Origin of the sequence: Pediococcus ethanolidurans, from assembly GCF_001437405.1 — a bacterium.
In the GTDB taxonomy this organism is placed as follows: domain Bacteria; phylum Bacillota; class Bacilli; order Lactobacillales; family Lactobacillaceae; genus Pediococcus; species Pediococcus ethanolidurans.
The window spans coordinates 88,597-110,412 of the sequence record NZ_JQBY01000005.1; the positions used below are offsets into that span (position 1 = coordinate 88,597).

Here is a 21,816-nt window from a genome sequence, read left to right on the forward strand (position 1 = left end):
TAAAGGACGCCCAGTAGTATTTTGAGATCCGGGATTGGAACTCACTAGGATTGAAAAAGCTTTCATATATCGATATTGGAAAAATTTTCTCAATAAAATTGAATACAATTGACCATGCTATGAAAATTGGAAAGTATCTCTTACAGATGTCAAAGAGTTGGCTGTATTTATTCGTAAGTATCGAAAAAAGTTTAAGCAATAAAATGGTAAAAAAAACTAACTGCACTTCTTAGCAGCTAGTTTTTCTTAATTAACGATTTAAGAAATATTATTCAGCAACAACTTGGAAGAATAAAACGGAACCCCATTTTTCACCCTTGATTAGACCCTTTGCTGTTTTTGCAGCAGCATCTAAATCATTATCAGGAGTAACTTTGAATTCGAGTTTCATACCAGTTTTCTTAACAAATTCGTATTTAAACTCGCCATCATATTCTGTCAAAAGCTTGGTAATATCGTCTTGTTTCTGTGGTGAATTAACTGCAATCATATTTTTCTCTCCTTAAATTATGCTAGAATTTTAAATCTTATACAGATAAATTCTATTATAAAAAGCTTAAAAAGTAAACCCTTACACTGTGATCTAATTCAATAATTAAAGAGGTTGTTACATGAAAAATTCTTGCAGTTAATTGACACGATATTTCATTTCAACGTGAGGAGTGCTTTCAAAAATAAATGGTTCACTGCTTTTTTTGAAACCAAATTTTTCGTAAAAACCCGCCACTTGAGCCTGAGCTTCAATGATAATTTCTTTGTTTGGCCATTTTTCCTGACACAATGAAAGGATGCGTTCGATGAGCTGTTTACCCATGCCAGTACCACGTAGTTTCTTTGTGATCACTACTCTGCCAAAGGTAACATGATCATCCACTTCAAAAATACGTGCGTAAGCTAGAACATCAGAATTGGTTTTGTCTTGGTAATAAAGGTGGTAAGCAATTAAGTCGTTATCATCCAATTCGTGATAAATACGAGTTTGTTCCACGACAAATGTGTCAATACGAAGTTTTAGAAGATGGTATAGTTCTAAACTTGATAATTCATCAATTTTTTTGATCTGCCACATAAACATTCCTCTTTCTTTAATTAATAGGTATAATATAGTTGAAGATACAACTAAACAACTTTAAGGAGCAAATGAATGGATAGTACAAAACTATACAGATTGATTGGATCTATTTCACGACAATCAACAACTAGTGTTAATCAACAAGTCAGTCAATTGGGTTTGGATAACAATTTGTTTGTTTATTTAATGAGAATTGTCGAAAATGAAGGCCTTTCACAAGTTGCGTTAGTAACAATGGTTAGAGTCGATAAAACCACTTTAAGCAGGGCCTTGAATAAATTAATTGCAGAAGGATATATCGATAAGGTGACTGATCCTCAGAATAAAAAGTTTAAAAATCTTTACCCAACCAAAGAGGGAAAAGAAGTTTATAATCACCTATATCGGATTGAACAAGCATACATTCAAAATGCGCTTAAAGACGTTTCACCAAGTGAGCAGCTTACCCTTGGTAAAACGTTAGAAAAAATTTATAATGCTTTATAAATATAAATGTAGTTTAGCACAATAAGTTGCAAATGCAACTATGAAAAGTGAAAAAATAAATATATACTTGTAATCGGTTAATTTTTCGGGTAACGTGAAATCAGAATCATTGCAGATACAGAAAGGAAAATAGGTATGGCTAATAGTGAAATATTTGGGAAAAAACGGGCTGATTATTTAAAATTTGCTGGGAACTATGCAGCAGGCACTTTTCTGGACAATAATATTCAGAAATCAAATTATACAAAAATTGCGCTTGTACCAACCGTAAAAACTATCGAAGCATGGTCCAAACTGTATAAGAAGTTTAACCTGGGTGAGAACTATTCAAATGAACAATATTGGGATGATCAATCAAAATATTTATCAGATGTGACACAAGCCAAAGAATGGCTGGAGGAGTTATTTAAAGATCGCTTTGAAATTACCGCTGTCGGTGCTGAAATTTTGGAGGGTGTTGGTAATCGTTCTTCAGAAAACTCAGTTCAATTAACAGAAGCAACTGATCTGGATAATAATTGCTATTATATTTTGCAAGGCGGTTTTCCTGCGCTTGAGGCAAAAAGCAATGCCATTAAGCAATCTAAGAGTTTTGCCTACGATCGAGATGTGTTCCAAATTGATGAAAATAATATGGTTTCATTTGATGAACGAAACTTGGATCTTTTAATTATGTCAATGGTTAAAGATTATTTTGATCGCGAAATCACGCCACAAGATTTAAACTCGAAACTTCCTGCTTTTCGTGTTTGTGGGACGTTTAATGATTATGGCAAGCCAGCATCAGATGGTAATCGCCTTTGTACCATCATTAAAACGAATCATAAAAATGAGTTAACTCAGGCTTCTGATGAGGAACAATTGGCATTGTTAAAAGCTGGCAAAGCACTACCAGCTAGTGCAGGTCGCAGTGCTGCATGGCAAGCTAACGAAAAGAAACGGTTAGAATGGCTATTGGCGGGAGAACCTGCAACAACTAAGAACTAACTGACGGAAAACTTTAAGTTAATAAATTTTAAAATAAAAAACAGTCTAAATTAACAATTGAGTAATCAGTTGTGATGTTTAGGCTGTTTTTGTTTTATAACACAACATTAGTGATTTGATGCAAAACTCCTTGCTGCACCATTTCATTAGGATTTAAGCCTAACTTGCCATTGGGTACAGGAACACCTAATTGTGCATAATAATCGACCCAAAATGGTAAAATGATTCCGGTTTTCTGATCCGTGAAGTTCATTGGAATGAGTTTAAAAATTTGGTTATTTTCAAAGGCTGTATAAACAAAATCAGCACAGTAATAGCCATGGACATTGGGGTTGTAACTGTCATTATAAGGCTGACCAAGCAGCTGTTTTGCTTGAGCAATAATCTGTGCAGCATCAATGGATTGATTCGCCCGAAAGAGATCGATTTGTGCCCAATCGCGAGTTTTAAACCTTAAATAAGGTTCACGAATACTTCCGGTGGACGGTAAGGTGTGAAGAACAAATACTTCATTGGCAGCTGTGACTTCAACAAGCGCAACGTGATCGTAAGTTACTTTTTTTGAAGTTACGGTGCTGTCAACAATGGCTTGTGAAAAATTATCGGGGATACTTTGTAAAAATAACAAATCAGCGTTTTTAAACATGACTGAGTTCTCCTTGAATGAGCGTAGAATTTAATTTCAATTATAACGATTTAATTTAAAAAAGCTCAAGTATTGTCAGTATAAAGTTTTTTTGAAACAAAACAATCGGAAATTCTTCAGTTAGACGTACCAGTTGACAGTATTCTAGAAAATTTAGAGATCTACACTGTTTTAAATCAACCTCAAAAACGGAATCAGAAAGTAGTTAAAAGTTGAGGCCGAATCTGCTTAGAGACACTATCTATTAAAATCTGACATAGCTTAAAATATTTTTTATATTGACATTCACCATATTTAAGACTAAAGTAAGCACAACATAAAGACCTTTAACTTAGTCCGAGAGACCAAGAAGGATTCCGATGAAAGCAACAGGAAGACCCCTTGGCTTAACGACTAAGGGATCTTTTTTAAAATTAAATAATGTCACTGAACCATTTAATTGTTTCCTGAGAGAACAAAACGGTGCAGTAAAGTCTTCGCATAAGCTCTTGCGGAGAATCTACAACACAAGCTAAAGCACTTAGTTAATCAGAAAACGGTTAACTAAGTGCTTTTTTATGTAGAAACGAAAGGAAGAAACAGCATGGTAGAACAAATACAGGCAAATTTAGTTTCGATTGATCAATTAACAGCAGACGATGCGTTAGATTTCATTCATGAGGCACAGGCATTTAAAGCAGGTAAACAGGTTCACTTGTTAAAACCAGCGTATGCAATGAATTTATTTTTCGAAGATTCTACCAGGACTAAAACCAGTTTTCAGATGGCAGAAATGAAATTAGGCATGCAGGTGCTAAATTTTAATGCCGCAACTAGTTCGGTTAATAAGGGAGAAAGCCTGTATGATACCTTACGAACCATTGAAGAAATCGGCGTCAACATTGCCGTGATTCGCCACTCACAAAACAATTACTATCAAGGATTAGTAGAAGCTCCTAATTTGAAAATTGGAATTGCTAACGCCGGTGATGGCTCTGGTCAACATCCCTCACAATGTCTACTTGATATGATGACCATTTATGAACAATTTGAACATTTTAAAGGACTGAAAGTTTTAATCAATGGCGATATCCGCCATTCGCGGGTGGCAAGATCAAATGCGGAAATGTTATCTCGATTGGGAGCTGAAGTTTACTTCTCCGGTCCTGAAGAATGGTTTGATCCGCAACTTGAACGTTACGGAAAGTTCGGTAGTTTTACGGAACTCTTACCCAAAATGGACGTCATCAACATTTTGCGTGTGCAACATGAACGACTTTCTGGAAGTTCCAACAGTCAGTTTGATGAGCAGGCCTATCGTAAACAATTTGGCATTACTTCAAATCGAATTAAAGTATTAAAACCGGATGCCATTATCTTACATCCAGCTCCCGTCAACCGCGGTGTTGAAATTGATGATGAACTGGTTGAAAGTCCGCACTCCAGAATTTTTACACAAATGAAGAATGGCGTATTCGTACGAATGGCAATTTTGAGTAGTCTATTACGGTATCAAAAACTTTTGTAGGGGAGCTGAACAGCAATGACACTATTATTAAAAAATGGCGTGGGTTTTGTTGAGCATAAGTTGGTTCCACTCCAGATTTTAATTGTAAATGGTCGTATTCAGGAACTAAATGGTGCAACTAATCAAGCAGACGAAGTCATTGATTTACAGCATGCGTTCATTTCGCCAGGTTTAATTGATCTGCATGTGCATTTACGTGAACCAGGATTTACGAATAAAGAAACCATTCGTACGGGTGGAGCTGCAGCTGTTCATGGTGGGTTTACAACGATCGGGGCAATGGCAAATTTAAACCCTACACCTGACACACCGGCACGATTTAAACATCAATTGGAATTGAATCAGCAGACACCCGTAAAAATTAAACAGTACGCACCGGTTACCAAAAAGCGTGCGGGTCATGAAATAGTCGATTTCGCACAATTAGCTAACGCAGGGGCATTTGCGTTTAGTGATGATGGTGCCGGGATTGAAAACGCAAATGTGATGTTAAATGCTATGCAAAAGCTTGCCAAATTACAATTACCATTGTGTGATCATGCACAGGATATGACTTTGACTAATGGTGGGGTGCTTAACGCTGGCGCGGCTGCGCAAAGATTTAAAGTTCCAGGTGTGAATAATGTGAGTGAAACTGCTCAAATTGCCCGCAACTTGGTGTTGGCAGCTAGTACAGGCGTTCATTACCATGTTTGTCATGTATCGACTAAAGAGAGTATTAATTTAATTCGAGTTGCCAAGGCTCAAGGTGTCAATGTGACCTGCGAGGTAACCCCACATCATCTTTTGCTGGATGACACCATGATTAAAGCTGAGCATGCCGCCCAATTTAAAATGAATCCACCTCTCCGTAGTGCCGCAGATCGATTGGCGTGTGTCGCCGGGTTGCTGGATGGCACAATTGACATGATTGCAACCGATCACGCCCCACACACAGAAACAGACAAAGAATTAGGAATTTTGAGCTCACCGAATGGCATTGTCGGATCAGAGACTGCGTTTGCATTGTTGTATACCAAATTTGTTAAAACTGGTATTTGGCCACTGGCAAATTTAATTAATTGGATGAGTACAGCGCCTAAAAAATTGTTTCAGTTACAAAATGCGGGTCAACTTAAAGTCGGCGATTCAGCGGACATTGCGGTTTTTGATTTAGATCGGCAAGTATCCATTAAAGAAACCAATTTTTTATCGAAAGGGCACAATTCGCCGTTTATTGGCGAGAGCGTGATTGGATCAACAGTATTAACGCTGGTTGATGGAAAGGTTGCCTATCGGAGGAAACAAGATAATGATTAAAAAACGATATTTAGTGTTAGCAGATGGCGGAATTTATGAGGGAACCGCATTTGGTGGAGAAGTGAACTGTATCGGTGAATTAGTTTTTAACACTGGCATGACCGGTTATCAAGAATCAATCACCGATCAATCCTATAATGGAGAAATTTTAATGTTTACCTATCCGTTAATTGGCAATTATGGCATTAATTTTGATGATGATGAGTCGGTGACTCCCAGAACAGCAGGGGTGGTTGTCCATGAGCTCGCGCGCAAGGTTAGTAACTGGCGCAGTCAAATGAATTTGGATGAGTTTTTAAAACAGCATCATATTCCCGGAATCGCGGGCATTGATACGCGTGAACTAACCAAAATTGTGAGGGTTCAAGGCACGATGAAAGCAGCGTTGGTTAATACTTTAGAACAAGCGCAAGCATTCTTACAAAGTGACGTCAAAAAAACTTCACCGGATTTGGTGACTCAGAGTACTACCCAAAATGCGTATCCAAATCCAAATTCAGGCAAACGAATTGTTGTGATCGATTTTGGCTTGAAACACAGTATTCTTCGCGAATTAGCGCAACGGCAATGTAATGTCACAGTATTGCCGGCAACTGCAACCGCCCAACAGGTTTTAAACTATCAACCAGACGGCGTTTTGTTAAGTAACGGCCCTGGTGATCCTAAAGACGTGCCAACTGCACTCGCGATGATTCGGACGGTTGAAAAAACGGTTCCGCTCTTCGGTATTTGTTTGGGGCATCAACTTTTTGCGCTTGCCAATGGTGCTGATACTTATAAGATGAAATTTGGCCATCGGGGTTTTAATCATCCTGTTCGCGAAATTGCGACAAATCGGATTGATTTTACGGCCCAGAATCATGGTTACGCGGTGGATGCAGCGTCTGTGCAACAAACTGATTTATTGGTCACCCACCAAGAAATTAATGATCAAACCATTGAAGGCTTGCGGCATAAAAAATATCCGGCCTTTTCAGTTCAGTTTCATCCTGATGCCGCTCCTGGTCCCCATGATGCAAGTTACCTTTTTGATGAGTTCTTAGATAATATTGAAAGTTTTCAACGTCAAAGGAGGATAAGCACACATGCCTAAGCGTCAAGATATTCATAAGATTTTAGTCATTGGTTCTGGTCCGATCATTATTAGTCAGGCCGCTGAGTTTGATTATTCGGGTTCACAAGCCTGTCTCGCCTTAAAAGCAGAAGGTTATGAAGTGGTGCTTGTTAATTCTAATCCGGCTACCATTATGACTGATCCAGAAATTGCGGATCAAGTGTACATTGAACCTTTGACCCTAGAATTTGTCAGTCGAGTTATTAGAAAAGAGCGCCCAGATGCCATTTTACCAACAGTCGGTGGGCAAACCGGCTTAAATCTTGCGAAACAATTAGCCGAAGCCGGAGTATTGAAGGACTTTAATATCGAACTGTTGGGAACAAGTTTACACTCTATTAATCAAGCCGAGGATCGTGAACAGTTTAAAGAACTGATGCAAAAACTCGGTGAACCAGTCCCAAAGTCTCAGACCGTTACCACCGTTAAACAGGCCCAAGCATTTAGTGAAAAGATCGGGTTCCCAGTTATCATCCGTCCCGCTTATACACTAGGAGGAACGGGCGGTGGCATTGCTGAAAATATGACTGAGTTGACTAAAATTGCTGAAAACGGGTTGGACTTATCACCCATTACACAAGTTTTGATTGAACAAAGTATTGCCGGCTTTAAGGAAATTGAGTTTGAGGTGATGCGAGATCGCAACGACAACACCATGGTTGTGTGTTCAATGGAAAACTTCGATCCCGTTGGTATTCATACAGGAGATTCAATTGTCTATGCGCCCGTGCAGACCTTGTCGGATCGGGAATATCAAATGCTTCGGGATGTTTCTTTAAAGCTTATCTCGGCCTTGAAAATTGAGGGTGGGTGTAATGTTCAACTAGCTTTAGATCCTCATAGTTATCAGTATTACATTATTGAGGTTAATCCCCGAGTGAGTCGTTCGTCAGCACTGGCTTCTAAGGCCACCGGATATCCAATTGCCAAACTAGCCGCAGAAATTGCGGTTGGGTTAACTCTGGATGAAATTAAAAATCCAGTTACACAAACCACCTTTGCTGCTTTTGAACCCGCACTGGATTATGTCGTTTGCAAAATTCCGCGCTGGCCATTTGATAAATTCAATCATGCTGATCGATTGTTAGGAACACAAATGAAGGCCACTGGCGAAGTAATGGCCATTGGTCGCAATATTGAAGAAGCTACGCAAAAAGCAGTCCGCTCACTTGAAATTGGTGAAAACTTAATGGGTTCGCCGGCACTAACCAAACTCACTGAACAACAACTAACAGAAAGATTGGTGCATGCGCGCGATGATCTTTTGTTCTGTGTCATGGAAGCTTTACGTCGCCAATGGTCAGTTGCTGAAATTCATGAATTAACTAAAATTGACGAGTTTTTCTTGGATAAATTAAGTCACATTTTAGAAATTGAAGGCTTTTTACAGCAACAATCTAACAATTTAGCAACTCTCAAGCTTGCCAAACAAAATGGATTTACAGATGTCATTATTGGTAAGGCATGGGATCAAACTGCCGATGAAATTAGAAAATTACGGCAGGTTAATCAAATTTGGCCAGTTTATAAAATGGTGGATACCTGTGCCGCCGAGTTTGAATCACACACACCTTACTTTTACAGTACCTATGAAACAGAAAATGAAAGTCAACCTAGTGAGCAACCAACGGTCATGGTTATCGGTGCGGGGCCCATTCGAATCGGGCAGGGAATTGAGTTTGACTATGCCACCGTTCACTGTGTGCAAACGCTCAAGGCCGCCGGTTATCGTGCAATTATCATGAATAACAATCCTGAAACAGTTTCAACGGATTTTTCGATTTCAGACAAACTCTACTTTGAACCATTAACTTTGGAAGATGTTTTAAATGTTGTTGATCTAGAAAAACCACTTGGTGTGATTGTTCAATTTGGTGGACAAACCGCGATCAATCTGGCTAAACCGCTAGCCGACCATGGCGTTAAAATTTTAGGCACGGCTGTGGCTGATGTGAACCGTGCAGAAGATCGTGATCAATTTAACCAAATTATTGAAGAATTGAAGATTCCACAACCATTAGGAGATACCGCAACGACCAATGACGAAGCACTTATCATTGGCAGAAAAATTGGGTACCCACTGTTAGTCCGCCCTAGCTATGTGCTGGGTGGTTGGGCAATGGAGATTGTGCATAACGATGAAGAATTAAATCATTATATGCATGCTGCCATTGAGGTTTCACACGAACACCCAGTTTTGTTGGATCGGTATTTAGTTGGAAAAGAATGCGAAGTGGATGCCATTTGTGACGGTGAGACGGTTGTGATTCCGGGAATCATGGAACACATTGAACGGGCAGGCATTCATTCTGGTGATTCGATGGCGGTTTATCCACCGCAAACCTTGTCACCAGCAGTGATTAACCAGATTGAACAAGCCACCATTCAGTTGGCACATGCGCTGAATTGCTTTGGCTTGATGAATGTGCAGTTTGTGATTCATCATGAACAAGCCTATGTCATTGAGGTGAATCCCCGTGCTAGTCGAACGGTGCCATTCTTGAGTAAAACAACAAAAATTCCGATGACTCAGTTGGCAACCCAGGTAATTATGGGTGAAAAATTAGCGCAACTAGGTTATCAAACTGGTATTCAGGCCCCATCCAAACTAGTGCATGTTAAGGCGCCAATTTTCTCTTTTAGTAAATTAAATCAGGTAGATAGTTTACTTGGACCAGAGATGAAATCAACCGGTGAAGTTATGGGAAGTGATTGTTCCTTTGAAAAAGCTTTGTATAAGGCCTTTGAAGCAAGTGGCGTGCATTTGCCAGCGCACGGAAATATTTTGATGACGGTGCGGGATGCGGAAAAACCACAGGCAACAGAATTAGCTCGCCAGTTAGTTCAGTTAGGATTTAACTTGTTTGCAACCGAAGGAACCGCCCAGTATCTATCAGAACGAGGCGTGTTAGTTAAACAACGGGTTGAAAAATTGAGTGCCAATTCGCCACAAATCGCGCGACTGTTAACCGAACAAAAAATTCAGTTAGTGGTGAATACGGTGGATGACAACATGGAGTCCGTTAATGATGATACCAAGATTCGGGCGCTGGCAATTAGTCATGAAATTCTGGTTTTAACTTCATTAGATACTTTATCAGCAGTGGTCACGATGCTACAGAGCCAAGCTTACTTAATTCAAGCCATATAAAAAACGGAGGATGAGCGCATGTCAGAGAATAGATTAGCAGTTAGTTTACCAGGGTTAGAGTTGAAGAATCCAGTGATGCCCGCCAGTGGAACCTGTTGGTACGGACAAGAGTTTGCCCAACGCTTTGATTTGAATCTGTTAGGCGGCCTAGTGATTAAATCAACTACTTTGCAACCGCGGGCAGGCAATCCGAAACCACGGACAACGGCTACCACAGCAGGGTGGTTAAATGCCAATGGGTTACAAAATGTTGGTGTCAAACAGGCTGTGGCAGAAAAATTACCTTGGTTGGACACCCATTTTCCGGAGTTGCCGATTATTGCCAGTGCGGCTGGTTTTAGTGAAGATGAGTACATTGCAGTCGTCAAAAACTTCAACGAATCACCTAGTATTAAGGCGATTGAATTGAATATTTCGTGTCCCAATGTTGAAAATGGGGGCCTGGCGATGGGAACGGATCCAAAACTAGTTGAAGATCTGACGCGCAAGTGTGTGGCAGTGAGTCACGTACCACTGTATGTGAAACTAACTCCTAATATTACGGATGTGACGGCCATCGCCTTGGCAGCAGAAGCCGGTGGTGCAGCTGGATTAACCATGATTAACACTTTAACCGGGTTGAGCATTGATTTAAAGACTCGCAAACCAGCGTTGGCAAACGGAACCGGTGGTTTGTCAGGAGCAGCTTTGAAACCAATTGCTTTGGCAATGATTCATAAAGTTCATCAAGTTTGCCAATTACCTATCATTGGGGTTGGTGGCATTTCAAGTGCAGAAGATGTTTTAGAAATGATGATGGCTGGCGCTAGTGCTGTTGAAGTGGGAGCAGCGAATTTTCATGATCCGCTGAGTTGTCCTAAAATTATTGCACAATTACCAACTGTGATGAATTACTATGGTGTCAAAACTTTGAAGGAATTGCAGGAGGTTAACTTTGATTAAATATGAACCGATTGTGGCCTTGGATGTTGCCAATATTGATCAGGTGATTGATATTTTGGAACAATTACAAGTTGAACCACGACCCATAATTAAAATTGGGATGGAATTGTTTTACCACTTTGGACCAGATATCGTGACACAGGTTCAACAACTGGGCTTTGATGTTTTCTTAGATTTAAAACTGCATGATATTCCTAATACAGTGGAACGTGCGGCACGGGTGATTGGCCGACTGGGTGTTAAAATGACCACTATTCATGCGGCCGGTGGTGCTGAAATGTTGGCTGCTGGAAAAAGAGGATTGTTACAAGGGGCGCAAGAAATTGGAGCACAGCCCGCTAAATTATTGGCAATTACTCAATTAACTTCAATTGATGAACAGATTTTACATACACAACAACATGTGGCAATTTCTTTGAAAGAATCGGTGCAAAACTATGCGCAATTAGCTCAAAAAACTGGTTTAGATGGGGTCATCTGTTCGGCTTTGGAGGTACCGTTTATTCGTGAAGTGGTTAGTGAAAAGTTTTTGTGTATTACGCCAGGAATTCGACCGCAACAAGCTAAACAAGATGATCAAAAGCGCGTTGTGACACCAGCAAAAGCCGCTCAGTTAGGAAGTAATGGTATTGTTGTGGGGCGTCCGATTACGCAAAGTGATAATCCCCAAATCGCTTATCAACAAATTGCAAACGAATTTAAGGAGGAAAACTAAAATGACAATTGCTGAACAGGTTGCCCATTCTTTATTAGAAATCAAAGCAGTGGCTTTACGACCAAACGAACCTTTCACATGGACAAGTGGATTAAAGAGCCCGATATACTGTGATAACCGACTGACAATTTCTTATCCCCAAGTTCGTCAATTAATTTGTAAAGGATTAGTGGAGGTAATTAAAACCAATTATCCAGATGCTGAGGTGATTGCGGGCACCGCTACGGCAGGAATTCCGCACGCGGCTTGGGTAGCGGAAGCGTTAAATTTACCTTTGATTTATGTGCGTTCCAAACCAAAGGATCATGGACAAGGTAAACAAATCGAAGGTGTTTTGAAAGCCGGACAAAAAGTCGTTGTCATTGATGATCTTATTTCCACAGGTAAAAGTGTTTTGGGTGCGGTGCAAGCTGTTCAAAAAGATAATGCCAAGGTGGTCGGTGTGGCTGGAATCTTTAGCTATCAGTTAGCGGCGGCAGATGTCAATTTCAAGCAAGCACACATTCCTTTGCAAACCGTTACTAATTACAGCACCTTAATTAAGGTAGCTAAAGCTGAAAATAAAATTAGTGATGCTGAACTAGCTATTTTAAAGAATTGGCATTTATAAGCAAAGGTTGAATGTTACGGTTATTTTGTAAAAAATGTCGGTTAGATTAAAATGCCGTCTTCCAGCAAATTTGGGCTGGAACGTAGTGCGAGTTCTTGCGGCGGTCTGGGCCACAAGAATCGACATCGTACGGAGTATCAAGATTTTCGGAACGAAAATCATTCTTCTTTGCGTAGTAGTGGGCACGACTTAGAGCCGAAATGCACGTCTCTAAGCTCGACCTTTATCTAAGCGAAACCCGCTAAGATAAACGACACTACTGAGCCCATTTGCTTCCAGACTAAGTCTTATCTCTGCAATCAACACACAATACATCGATATAAAAGTTGTTATATCAGTATTATTGGGCATTATTGAAGTGTCAAATTACACATAAGGGTTAGTTTTTGTGCCGAAAACTTCAATGCTTCATACGATGTCGATTCCTGTGGCAAAAATCAACCGCAAGAACTCGTACCCTGGTCCAGATCATGTGAACTGCAAGACGACAGTTAGACTTTTTTTAGGCTAAGTCGTTTAACGTCAGTTATTGACGTAATTTTAATATTTTTAACCTTTAGGAATTAAACTGTTTCATAGCAGTAAATAAAGTTGCATTTGTTTCTTTAAATTTTCAGTTTGATAAAATAAAAATCTCCACTGAATTACGAAAGTTGTTTCGTTAACAGTGAAGATTTTTTAGCTAATGGTCATTAACCTTTTTAGGTAATGAAATGATCAAACAAGTGGCCAGCACACACAAAACGGCAAAGAACGTAAAGACATCATGACTACCCACAACAGTTTGCTTAATGGTTGATGAATGCGGAATGTTTTGTGTTGTCATCGCCAAAATAGTTGAGGCAATGGCAGTTCCTAGTGAACCAGAATACTGTTGCAGCGTATTAAAAATGGCATTACCATCACCAATTTCAGTTGGCTTTAGCTGTTGCAACCCAAAAGTTAATGAATTGTTGAATAAGAAGCTAAACCCTAACATGTAAATGGCGTAGAAAATGACAATGGTTACAGTTGACAAATAGTTTGTAAAAATAAGTAACAGGCCGATGCCAACTAACAAAAAGACCGCCCCAATGGAAAAAGGAATCTTTGCTGAATAATGATCAAGAAGTCGACCTGTAAACGGTGCAATAACGGCGGAAAGTAGACTACCAGCCAGGAGCATCATTCCAGATAACATCACACCCTGTCTTAAAGAAAGTTGGGCAAAAGTTGGTAATACAAAAGTTAGCCCAATTTGAACGAACTGAATCAAGAAATAAATTAAAACCGCGCGCGTAAATAATGAGTTTTTGAAAATACGGATGTTAATTAATGGTTGCGCGTTACGAAGCGCTAAGACAATAAAGATGGCAAAGCATAAAAGCCCAAAGATAAAGTTTCCATAGACAAGTGGCGTGATCAAACTGCCGTTTCCAGCATAATTAACGGCTAACGTTAAACCCGTCAATCCTAGAAAGACAAGTAAAAACTGTATTAATGGAAAATGACTTTTGACTGGTGCTTGACCTTGTTGCACTGTACATAGAGCTAGTAAACAACTTAGTACTCCAATTGGTAGAGTTAACCAGAAAATGAGTGGCCACGCATACATCTGGGTAATGAAGCCACCATAAGTCGGTCCTAGAGATGGCGCAAAAGCAACCACCATTCCGGCCATACCAACATACTGTCCCTGTTTAGAAAGGGGAACTTGATGCATGATGATGGCAAACATGAGTGGCATCACTAGACCGGTACTAATTCCTTGAATAATTCTTCCGACTAATAACATGACAAGGGATGTGGCTGTTCCAGAAAATAAAATTCCCAAAATAAACAGTAGTCCAGCAGCACCAAGAATTGCTTTGAATTTAAATCGGCGCTGAATGAATGCAGTTACCGTCATGGTTGCTGCTACAACTAATAAATATGCGGTGGTTACCCACTGAACGTTATTTAAACTCTCGTGAAATTGTGCCATTAAAGTTGGAAAAGTCACGTTCATGGCGGTTTCCACCAGCACGCCACAAAAGGCTAAACCGGCACTGCCAACGATTGATAATTTCGTTTTGGAACTAACTGATGATACTTCTTGCATAAAAAAACCTCCAAATTTTAACTGAAGCACCATATACCTTAATAAGGTATGTTGCACTTTCGCTAGAATTGGAGGTTAACTTATTTAAAAACCACTGAATATCTTCTTTTGGAAGTTGAACAATAAACACATAAATATACGTGCTTCAGTTTTGATTACTCTTTCATTATATCGAATAAATTTTGAAAATGCCAAGGGTAATTTTCAAAAAAATTATATAAAACAGAAAATGAAATTTGAAGCGAGTCAAAATAGGGCTACAATTGTGTGTTTAAAGTTATAATAAAATTGATTAACTTATAAAAAAGGGATGACTCTATGTCAGATTATCAATTTTTAAAACCATATACTTTCGCTAATGGTGCAACAGTGAGGAACCGCATTGTTATGCCACCAATGACCGAACGAAGTGCCTTTGAAAATGGCATTGTTTCCAACGATGAAATTGAATATTATCGCAAACGTGCGGGCGGTGTTGGAATTGAAATCACCGGTTGTGCCAATGTTTCGGAACTAGGCAAAGGTTTTGAGGGCGAATTGGCCGTAAATGAAGATCGAGATGTACCACAATTGGCACGACTAGCAGCTGCCATGAAAAGTCGTGGTGCTAAAGCTATTTTGCAAATTTTTGATGCTGGGCGAATGACAAATACCGCAATTTTGCGTGGCGAACAGCCAGTTAGTGCAAGTGCAGTGAAGGCATTACGACCGGATTCAGAAACCCCACGCGAATTAAGCGAAGAAGAAGTTGAAACGGTTATTAAAGATTTTGGTGACGCAACAAAACGAGCGATTAAAGCTGGCTTTGATGGCGTTGAAATTCATGGTGCCAATACTTATTTGATTCAACAGTTCTTTTCTCCACATTCTAATCGCCGTCGTGATCAGTGGGGCGGCACGCTGGATCAACGGATGAATTTTCCTGTTGGTGTTGTTGAAGAAATCCGACGAGTAGTTGATAAGTATGCGCCGTCCACATTTATCGTCGGTTATCGAATTTCACCAGAAGAAATTGAAGATCCAGGCATTCGAATTGAAGATACGTTGACCTTAATTCCCAATTTAATTGAAAGTGGTATTGATTATTTACATGTCTCTTTAAATCGAGTTTGGCAAACATCTTTGAATAATAAAACTGATACACAGCCACTTATTGAAAAAATTCAAAACGTGGTGGCTCATAAAGTTCCCATGATTGTGGTCGGTCAAATTACGAAACCAGCAGATGCAGAAAAGGTCATTGAGGATGATTTTGAGTTTGCGGCCTTAGGACAAGAACTTATTAGAGAACCAAACTGGGTTCAAAAAGTGGTTGCCGGCGATGAAGATTCAATCCGCTATGAATTATCGCCAAGTGATTTGGATGAATTAGGAATTACCGCACCATTGTGGGATTTCCTGAACGGTCCGTTTAAAAAGACAATTCATATTACCAATGCCTAAATAAGAAAAATTCACTAATTAACGAATTTTGTTAGTTGGTGATTTTTTTTGTTACATTAAATCAAAAATCATTCCAAAACACGAACTTTTAATAATAATGGCTCTTTGATTGTTCATGAAAATATGCTATTCTATATTTACTACATACGAACAGGAGATGATTAAAATTAGAAATCGTTCGGCTTTCTTGTTACTTTTACCTGGTGTTTTGGCTATCTTGTTATTTTTGTTTTTTCCAGTTATTCAAATAGCTTTGCCAACCTTTGCCGGACATTTTGGTTTAAGTAATTACATAACTTTTCTACAAAGTCATTATAATCAAGGTGTTTTGATCAGAACCTTAATAATCGCCTTTATCACGATGATAATTACTTTAACATTAGGATTACCATTGTCGGTTTGGATTGCAAGACAACGGAGCACAGTACGCAATTTGTTATCAGTTGTAATTTTGTTTCCAATATTGACGAATGCGGTAGTTCGCAATTTTACTTGGATCATTATTTTAGGTAAAAATGGTGTGCTTAATACATTGTTATTAAAATTAAACTTTATTGACCAACCACTTACATTGTTATATTCCGATATGGCAATTGTTATTGGTTCGGTTTATTTATTTTTACCGATTATGGTTACATCACTAGTCAGCAGTGTTCAAGAACTTAATGTTGAGGTGGAAGAAGCTGCTGCGATTCTTGGATCACGGCCATTAGTAACTTTTTTTAAGGTAATGATTCCTCAGTTAACTACTGGAATTTTAACTGGCTGTATTTTAGTTTTTGCGGGTGCTATGACAGCTTACACAACACCGCAGTTGCTTGGTGGAAATCGACATTTAGTTATGTCAACTTTGATTTATCAGCAGGCAATGACTTTAGGTGATTGGTCAAGTGCTAGTGTGGTAGCAATAATTTTGATCATTTTGACTGTTTTAGTTTTAGGGATGATGCGACTTGTGGCCAAGCAATTGGATCGGAGGTCTGTAAATGATTAAAACAAACAACAAGGTTCTTATTACAATTAGTTGTGTGGTTTTATTCTTCTTAATTGCACCGTTATTTATGATTGTTGTTACTGCATTTGGTAGTGGGGCAACAATTGACTTTCCAATTCAAGGTTTTACCTTTAAATGGTTTGCTAATGTTTTTGCTCAACCAGATTTTGTGTCAGGATTTGAAATGAGTTTTTTAGTTGCCATCTTGGCCAGTGCTTTAGCTCTTTTAGTTGGTGTACCACTAGTGTATGCACTTACTCATTATCACATACACCATCAACAATGGTTTCAGGTTCTGTTCCTTAGCCCAACTTTTATTCCAGAAATTGTAATTGGTTTTGCATTATATCAGGCGATGGTGATTCTTTTTCAACTACCTTTGTTAGTCACTTTGCTAGTTGGTCACTTTTTACTATGCTTACCTTATGTAGTGCGTTTGATAACAGCAAGTATGACAATGCTGGACGTTCATGTAGAAGAAGCGGCGTGGATATATGGTAGTTCACGAATACATGCATTTTTAACGATAACACTACCAAGTATTCGTTCCAGTATTGTTGCAGCATTTATGCTTTCTTTCATTAACTCATTTAACAACATCCCAATAAGTTTATTTTTAAACGGGCCAAATCTAAATATGTTACCAACTTCAATTTTGAATTATTTGCAAAATAACTATGATCCAACCGTATCTGCTGTTTCAGTCTTATTAATGTTATTTACTGCGATGCTCATGATTCTCGTAGAACATTTTATAGGATTAAATGCGCTGTCAAAAGATAGGAGTTAAAATGGCTGAATTAGAAATTAAAAATTTAAATATGAGTTATGACAAACATCTTGAAATTTTGAAATCGCTGAATTTGCATGTTAAAAATGGCGAACTGATCTCGATCCTGGGTCCAAGTGGTTGTGGGAAAACAACAACGTTAAGAATTATTGCTGGTCTTTTACGCCAAACGGATGGGCAAGTGTTGATTGATGGTAAAGATGTTAGTAAATTGCCAGTACATAAACGTAATTTTGGGATGGTTTTTCAAAGTTACGCACTTTTTCCTCATTTAAACGTTTTTGATAATGTTGCTTTTGGATTGCGGCAACGTAAAGAGAAGGTATCAATCATTCAAAAAAGAGTAAATGATATTTTGATTGCAACCGGTCTAAAAAAGCTGGAAAAACGATTTCCTGATGCCTTATCAGGTGGCCAACAACAACGAGTTTCTTTAGCGCGAGCCCTAGTCGTTAATCCCAAATTATTATTATTAGATGAACCATTAAGTAACCTAGATGCAAAATTACGTGTGTCGATGCGTGAGGAAATCCGTCGTCTACAACAGCTTATGCATACAACAACTGTTTTTGTAACCCATGATCAAGAAGAGTGTTTTGCTATTTCAGATCGAGTTGCTGTAATGAATCAAGGTGTGATTGAACAATTTGATACACCGCAAAAGATTTATCGAGCACCAAAAACTGTTTTTGTGGCACGTTTTATTGGGTATGAAAATTTTTTATCGGTAACAAAGAAGATTTCATCAACTAGTTTTTATGTAAAAAATGTGAAATTGGATATTAATAGTACTGTTGATGGTGTAACTTCATTAAGTATTCGACCAAATCAAATAGTTTTAGGATCAACCGCTAAAACAAATATTGTTTCTGGTGAGATTCAATCTAGTGTCTTTTTGGGAAATGCTTATCGATACACAGTGTCAACGTGTATCGGAAATTTGAAAGTTGATTATTTAGGATCTAAACGATTAAGCAATGGACAAAATGTTCAGCTAGAATTACCTGCTGCTGCATTATTAGGTTTAAAAAAATAAAAACAAAGGATGAATTTCAAATGAAAAAAAGAAGTTTGTTAGTTATGGGTCTAGTGGTTGTGGCATTATTGACAGGATGTTCAGTAAAATCGAGTCAAAGTAGTAGTTTGACTCTATCTACTTTTGGTATTTCAACAAAACAAATGGCTCGTGATGTAACCAAACCATTTACCAAAAAAACCAAGGTTACAGTTAAAACACAATCTGGCGATAGTGCTGCCCGATATACTCAAGTAGCACATAATCCTAATAATGGCGTGGACGTAATAGAACTATCACAAAACAACGCCTTATCTGGTTACAAAAAGGGGACATGGGCAAAACTAGATACGAGCAAATTGAAGAATTTTAAATATCTATCTACAGCACAACAAAAGTTAGCTAAACAAACCAATAGTGTGCCATATACGGTTAATTCTGTTGGAATAATTTATAATCCCAAAAAAGTAGGCAAGATAACTAGTTGGAATCAGCTTTGGAACAGTAAGTTAAAGAATAAAATTGCCATCCCTGATATTACCACAACGTTCGGTCCAGCAATGTTGTATATTGCCGGCGATCATGCCGGTACTCAAGTAACTGAGGATGGTGGGACTGCTGCATTTAAAGCGATGGCGGAACTTAAACCAAATGTTGTCAAAACCTATACTGAAAGCTCTGATTTAGCAAATATGTTTAAAAATGGTGAAATTGATGTTGCTGTAGTGGGTGATTTTGCTGTTAGTATGATTCAAGATGCTGATTCCAACACCGTTTACACTGTTCCAGCAAGTGGAACTTATGCAAACTATGATACTGTTTCAATTCTTAAAAAAAGCAAAAATAAGGCAGCTGCATATAAGTATATTGACTATCGACTTGGGAAAAAGGCACAAAAGGCTGTTGCAAGTACAAAGTCTTTAAATAATGTACCGGTTAATAAGACGGTTAAGCTATCAGCTAATAATTCGAAAAATAAGACATATGGTTCAATTGCAAAACGTGCAAAGACAATTAACTTTAATTATGTTAATGATCATTTAACTACTTGGATTACTAAGTGGAATAAGTTAATGAATAAATAAAGTTTGAATTGAGTAAAGTATGGAGGAGGAATTTTTGTGGTAACAGTTGATTTATTGATTACGAATGCACAGGTTTATAATAGTGTTTCACGGCAATTTCGTTTGGTTAATGTTAGTGTAGTTAATGGTAAATTTTACTGGTTAACAAAGAATATCGATACGATACAACCCAAAAAGATTCTGAATCTAAAAGGTAAATATTTAGTTCCTGGATTAGTAGATTCACATATGCATATTGAAAGTTCAATGACAACCCCTACTGCTTTTGGACAGGCTGTAGCACAGTATGGAACCACAACTATTATTGCAGATGCGCATGAAATTACTAATGTGGCTGGAATTGATGGCCTTAAAGCTTTTATGGCACAACCGATACCAATCGATGCTTTTTATGCATTACCTTCATCTGTACCATCAACAACTTCAGCGATGGAAACAACTGGTGGTGTAATCGGTGTTGCAGAAACGCAAGAGTTACTTAAAGATCCGCGAATTATTTGTTTGGGAGAAGCAATGAACTTTCAGGGAATAACAGCCGATCCTACTTCTATGATCAGACAAATTATAGATGTGTGTCGACGAGCACGACCGACAATGCCATTAGAAGGGCATTGTCCAAAATACACTGGTTTAGATTTGGCCAAATTCATTTTTAGCGGGATTACATCTGATCATACTCAACAGACCCCTGAATCTTTAGTTGAAAAAGTAATGAATGGAATGTTTGTTCAACTTCAACGGAAATCTTTAAATGCAGAAGTGATAAAAACGGTTCAAAAAGAACAGCTGTTTGAACATGTTGCATTGGTGACTGATGATGTAATGGCCGATGATCTGCGTCAGGGACATCTTGATCAAATTGTACGCTTAGCCATCAAGTTAGGACTGCAACCAGAATTAGCAATTTACATGGCAACATACACCCCTGCAAGAAGAATGGGGTTATGGGATCGTGGACAGATTGCTCCCGGTCGCATTGCAGATTTTATTGTGTTAAACAATCTTCAAGATTTTAAAATTGACGCCGTTTATAAATCTGGTAAAAAAGTGATAACTAATGATGCTAGTCCGGTTAAATCAAATTTTCCACCTTATCTGTTACACACAATAAAAGCTCGACCATTGACTGCCGATGATTTGCAGCTAACTATTGATCAGCCGAATGGAGAAGTTACTGCAAATATAATTTCGATCAGTCCAAAAGGTACTTTTACTAAACGTGAGCAAATGCAGCTTTTGGTTAAAAATCATCGTGTTGATTGGCAGTCAGCAGGTCTTAGCCTAGCTGTCGTTCAAGAACGTTACGGTAGAACAGGTAATTTGGCATTTGCGTTAGTCAAAAATGCATTAAGTAAAGCTGGTGCAGTTGGTGCAACATGGGCACATGATCATCATAATATTCTTCTACTGGGTACAGATATTCAAGAAATAGTGCGGGTACAAAATAAGTTAGTTGAAGAGCAAGGAGGTTATGTGGTGGCTTCCAATGGAAAAATAGTTGCTAATGCACCATTACCAGTTGGAGGTGTTGTTAGTACTGTTCCAATAGCTGAATTAGGAAAACAAATTGCACAAGTACGATTACAAATGCAAGCACTAGGGTATCATAATACTAATGAAATTATGTCATTTTCTACCTTGTCGCTATTAGTTTCACCAGAGTTAAAAATATCAGACCGTGGAATGTTTGATGTGAAAAGTCAAAGGCCAGTAGCACTGTTCCCAAATTTGGAATAAGTAAAAATTGCAAATAGTTTAGTTATTTACTAAAGGTTGAAAGTATCAAAATTACTTCAATAAATACTGTTAAACGACTTAACCTGAAAAAAGTAAGCTCGTTTTGTGGCTCACCTAGTCTGGAAGCAAATGGGCTCAGTAGT

General features: G+C 38.5%; 19 protein-coding genes. 15 read left to right on the forward strand and 4 right to left on the reverse strand.

Annotated elements, in window-relative coordinates; all coding sequences use genetic code 11:
- Positions 1-268 precede the first annotated feature (268 nt).
- On the reverse strand, positions 269-490 hold the full coding sequence (locus tag IV87_RS03290) for a hypothetical protein (protein WP_057805484.1): 222 nt from the start codon (positions 488-490) through the stop codon (positions 269-271).
- A gap of 138 nt (positions 491-628) precedes the next feature.
- Positions 629-1,069, reverse strand: a complete 441-nt coding sequence (locus tag IV87_RS03295; RefSeq protein ID WP_057805485.1) for a GNAT family N-acetyltransferase — start codon at positions 1,067-1,069, stop codon at positions 629-631.
- Between the two features lie 75 nt (positions 1,070-1,144).
- Between IV87_RS03295 and IV87_RS03300 the strand changes: the two genes are divergently transcribed.
- Both IV87_RS03300 and IV87_RS03305 read left to right on the forward strand, forming a co-directional pair.
- A complete protein-coding gene (locus tag IV87_RS03300) occupies positions 1,145-1,558 on the forward strand; it encodes a MarR family winged helix-turn-helix transcriptional regulator (RefSeq protein WP_057805486.1) in 414 nt (137 codons plus the stop codon).
- A gap of 135 nt (positions 1,559-1,693) precedes the next feature.
- Entirely contained in the window at positions 1,694-2,545 is an 852-nt protein-coding gene (locus IV87_RS03305; protein ID WP_057805487.1) for a hypothetical protein, read from the forward strand.
- Positions 2,546-2,639: 94 nt separating this feature from the next.
- On the opposite strand, the gene IV87_RS03310 is transcribed toward IV87_RS03305, so the two are convergent.
- A complete protein-coding gene (locus IV87_RS03310) occupies positions 2,640-3,191 on the reverse strand; it encodes a YiiX/YebB-like N1pC/P60 family cysteine hydrolase (protein WP_057805488.1) in 552 nt (183 codons plus the stop codon).
- A 583-nt stretch (positions 3,192-3,774) separates the two neighbouring features.
- Here IV87_RS03310 and IV87_RS03315 point away from each other — a divergent pair.
- Genes IV87_RS03315 through pyrE form a run of 7 tightly spaced genes read left to right on the forward strand, consistent with a single transcriptional unit; the run spans position 3,775 to position 12,529 of the window.
- Entirely contained in the window at positions 3,775-4,698 is a 924-nt protein-coding gene (locus tag IV87_RS03315; protein ID WP_057805489.1) for an aspartate carbamoyltransferase catalytic subunit, read from the forward strand.
- Positions 4,699-4,713: 15 nt separating this feature from the next.
- Entirely contained in the window at positions 4,714-5,997 is a 1,284-nt protein-coding gene (locus IV87_RS03320; RefSeq protein ID WP_057805490.1) for a dihydroorotase, read from the forward strand.
- Positions 5,990-7,090 (forward strand): carbamoyl phosphate synthase small subunit, encoded by a 1,101-nt coding sequence (locus tag IV87_RS03325; RefSeq protein ID WP_057805491.1) that lies wholly within the window; start codon positions 5,990-5,992, stop codon positions 7,088-7,090. The genes IV87_RS03320 and IV87_RS03325 overlap by 8 nt, the downstream gene beginning before the upstream one ends.
- Positions 7,083-10,262 (forward strand): carbamoyl-phosphate synthase large subunit, encoded by a 3,180-nt coding sequence (gene carB / locus IV87_RS03330; RefSeq protein ID WP_057805492.1) that lies wholly within the window; start codon positions 7,083-7,085, stop codon positions 10,260-10,262. Before IV87_RS03325 ends, carB begins: the two co-directional genes overlap by 8 nt.
- A gap of 18 nt (positions 10,263-10,280) precedes the next feature.
- Positions 10,281-11,204, forward strand: a complete 924-nt coding sequence (locus tag IV87_RS03335; protein WP_057805493.1) for a dihydroorotate dehydrogenase — start codon at positions 10,281-10,283, stop codon at positions 11,202-11,204.
- On the forward strand, positions 11,197-11,919 hold the full coding sequence (gene pyrF / locus IV87_RS03340; protein ID WP_057805494.1) for an orotidine-5'-phosphate decarboxylase: 723 nt from the start codon (positions 11,197-11,199) through the stop codon (positions 11,917-11,919). Before IV87_RS03335 ends, pyrF begins: the two co-directional genes overlap by 8 nt.
- Before the next feature lies 1 nt (position 11,920).
- Positions 11,921-12,529, forward strand: a complete 609-nt coding sequence (pyrE, locus tag IV87_RS03345) for an orotate phosphoribosyltransferase (protein ID WP_057805495.1) — start codon at positions 11,921-11,923, stop codon at positions 12,527-12,529.
- 682 nt (positions 12,530-13,211) lie between these two features.
- Here the strand turns inward: pyrE and IV87_RS03350 are convergent.
- Positions 13,212-14,609 carry a DHA2 family efflux MFS transporter permease subunit gene (locus IV87_RS03350; protein WP_074693808.1) on the reverse strand — a complete coding sequence of 466 codons (1,398 nt, stop codon included), beginning with the start codon at positions 14,607-14,609 and terminating at the stop codon, positions 13,212-13,214.
- Between the two features lie 318 nt (positions 14,610-14,927).
- Here IV87_RS03350 and IV87_RS03355 point away from each other — a divergent pair, with 318 nt between their 5' ends.
- The 6 genes from IV87_RS03355 (at position 14,928) to IV87_RS03380 (ending at position 21,673) form a co-directional block, all read left to right on the forward strand.
- The gene (locus IV87_RS03355) at positions 14,928-16,052 is read left to right on the forward strand and encodes an NADH-dependent flavin oxidoreductase (RefSeq protein WP_057805497.1); all 1,125 of its coding nucleotides are present in this window, start codon (positions 14,928-14,930) and stop codon (positions 16,050-16,052) included.
- Between the two features lie 157 nt (positions 16,053-16,209).
- Complete coding sequence (locus tag IV87_RS03360; protein ID WP_307724337.1) at positions 16,210-17,046, forward strand: ABC transporter permease; 837 nt, start codon at positions 16,210-16,212, stop codon at positions 17,044-17,046.
- Positions 17,039-17,836 (forward strand): ABC transporter permease, encoded by a 798-nt coding sequence (locus IV87_RS03365; RefSeq protein ID WP_057805498.1) that lies wholly within the window; start codon positions 17,039-17,041, stop codon positions 17,834-17,836. The genes IV87_RS03360 and IV87_RS03365 overlap by 8 nt, the downstream gene beginning before the upstream one ends.
- A gap of 1 nt (position 17,837) precedes the next feature.
- Entirely contained in the window at positions 17,838-18,872 is a 1,035-nt protein-coding gene (locus IV87_RS03370; RefSeq protein WP_057805499.1) for an ABC transporter ATP-binding protein, read from the forward strand.
- A 44-nt stretch (positions 18,873-18,916) separates the two neighbouring features.
- Positions 18,917-19,936 carry an extracellular solute-binding protein gene (locus tag IV87_RS03375; RefSeq protein ID WP_236698961.1) on the forward strand — a complete coding sequence of 340 codons (1,020 nt, stop codon included), beginning with the start codon at positions 18,917-18,919 and terminating at the stop codon, positions 19,934-19,936.
- A gap of 36 nt (positions 19,937-19,972) precedes the next feature.
- Positions 19,973-21,673, forward strand: a complete 1,701-nt coding sequence (locus IV87_RS03380) for an adenine deaminase C-terminal domain-containing protein (protein WP_057805501.1) — start codon at positions 19,973-19,975, stop codon at positions 21,671-21,673.
- Positions 21,674-21,816 lie beyond the last annotated feature (143 nt).

Coding starts and splice junctions, on each gene's coding strand:
- IV87_RS03290 (WP_057805484.1), bottom strand. CDS start 490: ATGATTGCAGTTAATTCACCACAGAAACAAGACGATATTACCAAGCTT.
- IV87_RS03295 (WP_057805485.1), bottom strand. CDS start 1,069: ATGTGGCAGATCAAAAAAATTGATGAATTATCAAGTTTAGAACTATAC.
- IV87_RS03300 (WP_057805486.1), top strand. CDS start 1,145: ATGGATAGTACAAAACTATACAGATTGATTGGATCTATTTCACGACAA.
- IV87_RS03305 (WP_057805487.1), top strand. CDS start 1,694: ATGGCTAATAGTGAAATATTTGGGAAAAAACGGGCTGATTATTTAAAA.
- IV87_RS03310 (WP_057805488.1), bottom strand. CDS start 3,191: ATGTTTAAAAACGCTGATTTGTTATTTTTACAAAGTATCCCCGATAAT.
- IV87_RS03315 (WP_057805489.1), top strand. CDS start 3,775: ATGGTAGAACAAATACAGGCAAATTTAGTTTCGATTGATCAATTAACA.
- IV87_RS03320 (WP_057805490.1), top strand. CDS start 4,714: ATGACACTATTATTAAAAAATGGCGTGGGTTTTGTTGAGCATAAGTTG.
- IV87_RS03325 (WP_057805491.1), top strand. CDS start 5,990: ATGATTAAAAAACGATATTTAGTGTTAGCAGATGGCGGAATTTATGAG.
- carB (WP_057805492.1), top strand. CDS start 7,083: ATGCCTAAGCGTCAAGATATTCATAAGATTTTAGTCATTGGTTCTGGT.
- IV87_RS03335 (WP_057805493.1), top strand. CDS start 10,281: ATGTCAGAGAATAGATTAGCAGTTAGTTTACCAGGGTTAGAGTTGAAG.
- pyrE (WP_057805495.1), top strand. CDS start 11,921: ATGACAATTGCTGAACAGGTTGCCCATTCTTTATTAGAAATCAAAGCA.
- IV87_RS03350 (WP_074693808.1), bottom strand. CDS start 14,609: ATGCAAGAAGTATCATCAGTTAGTTCCAAAACGAAATTATCAATCGTT.
- IV87_RS03355 (WP_057805497.1), top strand. CDS start 14,928: ATGTCAGATTATCAATTTTTAAAACCATATACTTTCGCTAATGGTGCA.
- IV87_RS03360 (WP_307724337.1), top strand. CDS start 16,210: ATGATTAAAATTAGAAATCGTTCGGCTTTCTTGTTACTTTTACCTGGT.
- IV87_RS03365 (WP_057805498.1), top strand. CDS start 17,039: ATGATTAAAACAAACAACAAGGTTCTTATTACAATTAGTTGTGTGGTT.
- IV87_RS03370 (WP_057805499.1), top strand. CDS start 17,838: ATGGCTGAATTAGAAATTAAAAATTTAAATATGAGTTATGACAAACAT.
- IV87_RS03375 (WP_236698961.1), top strand. CDS start 18,917: ATGGGTCTAGTGGTTGTGGCATTATTGACAGGATGTTCAGTAAAATCG.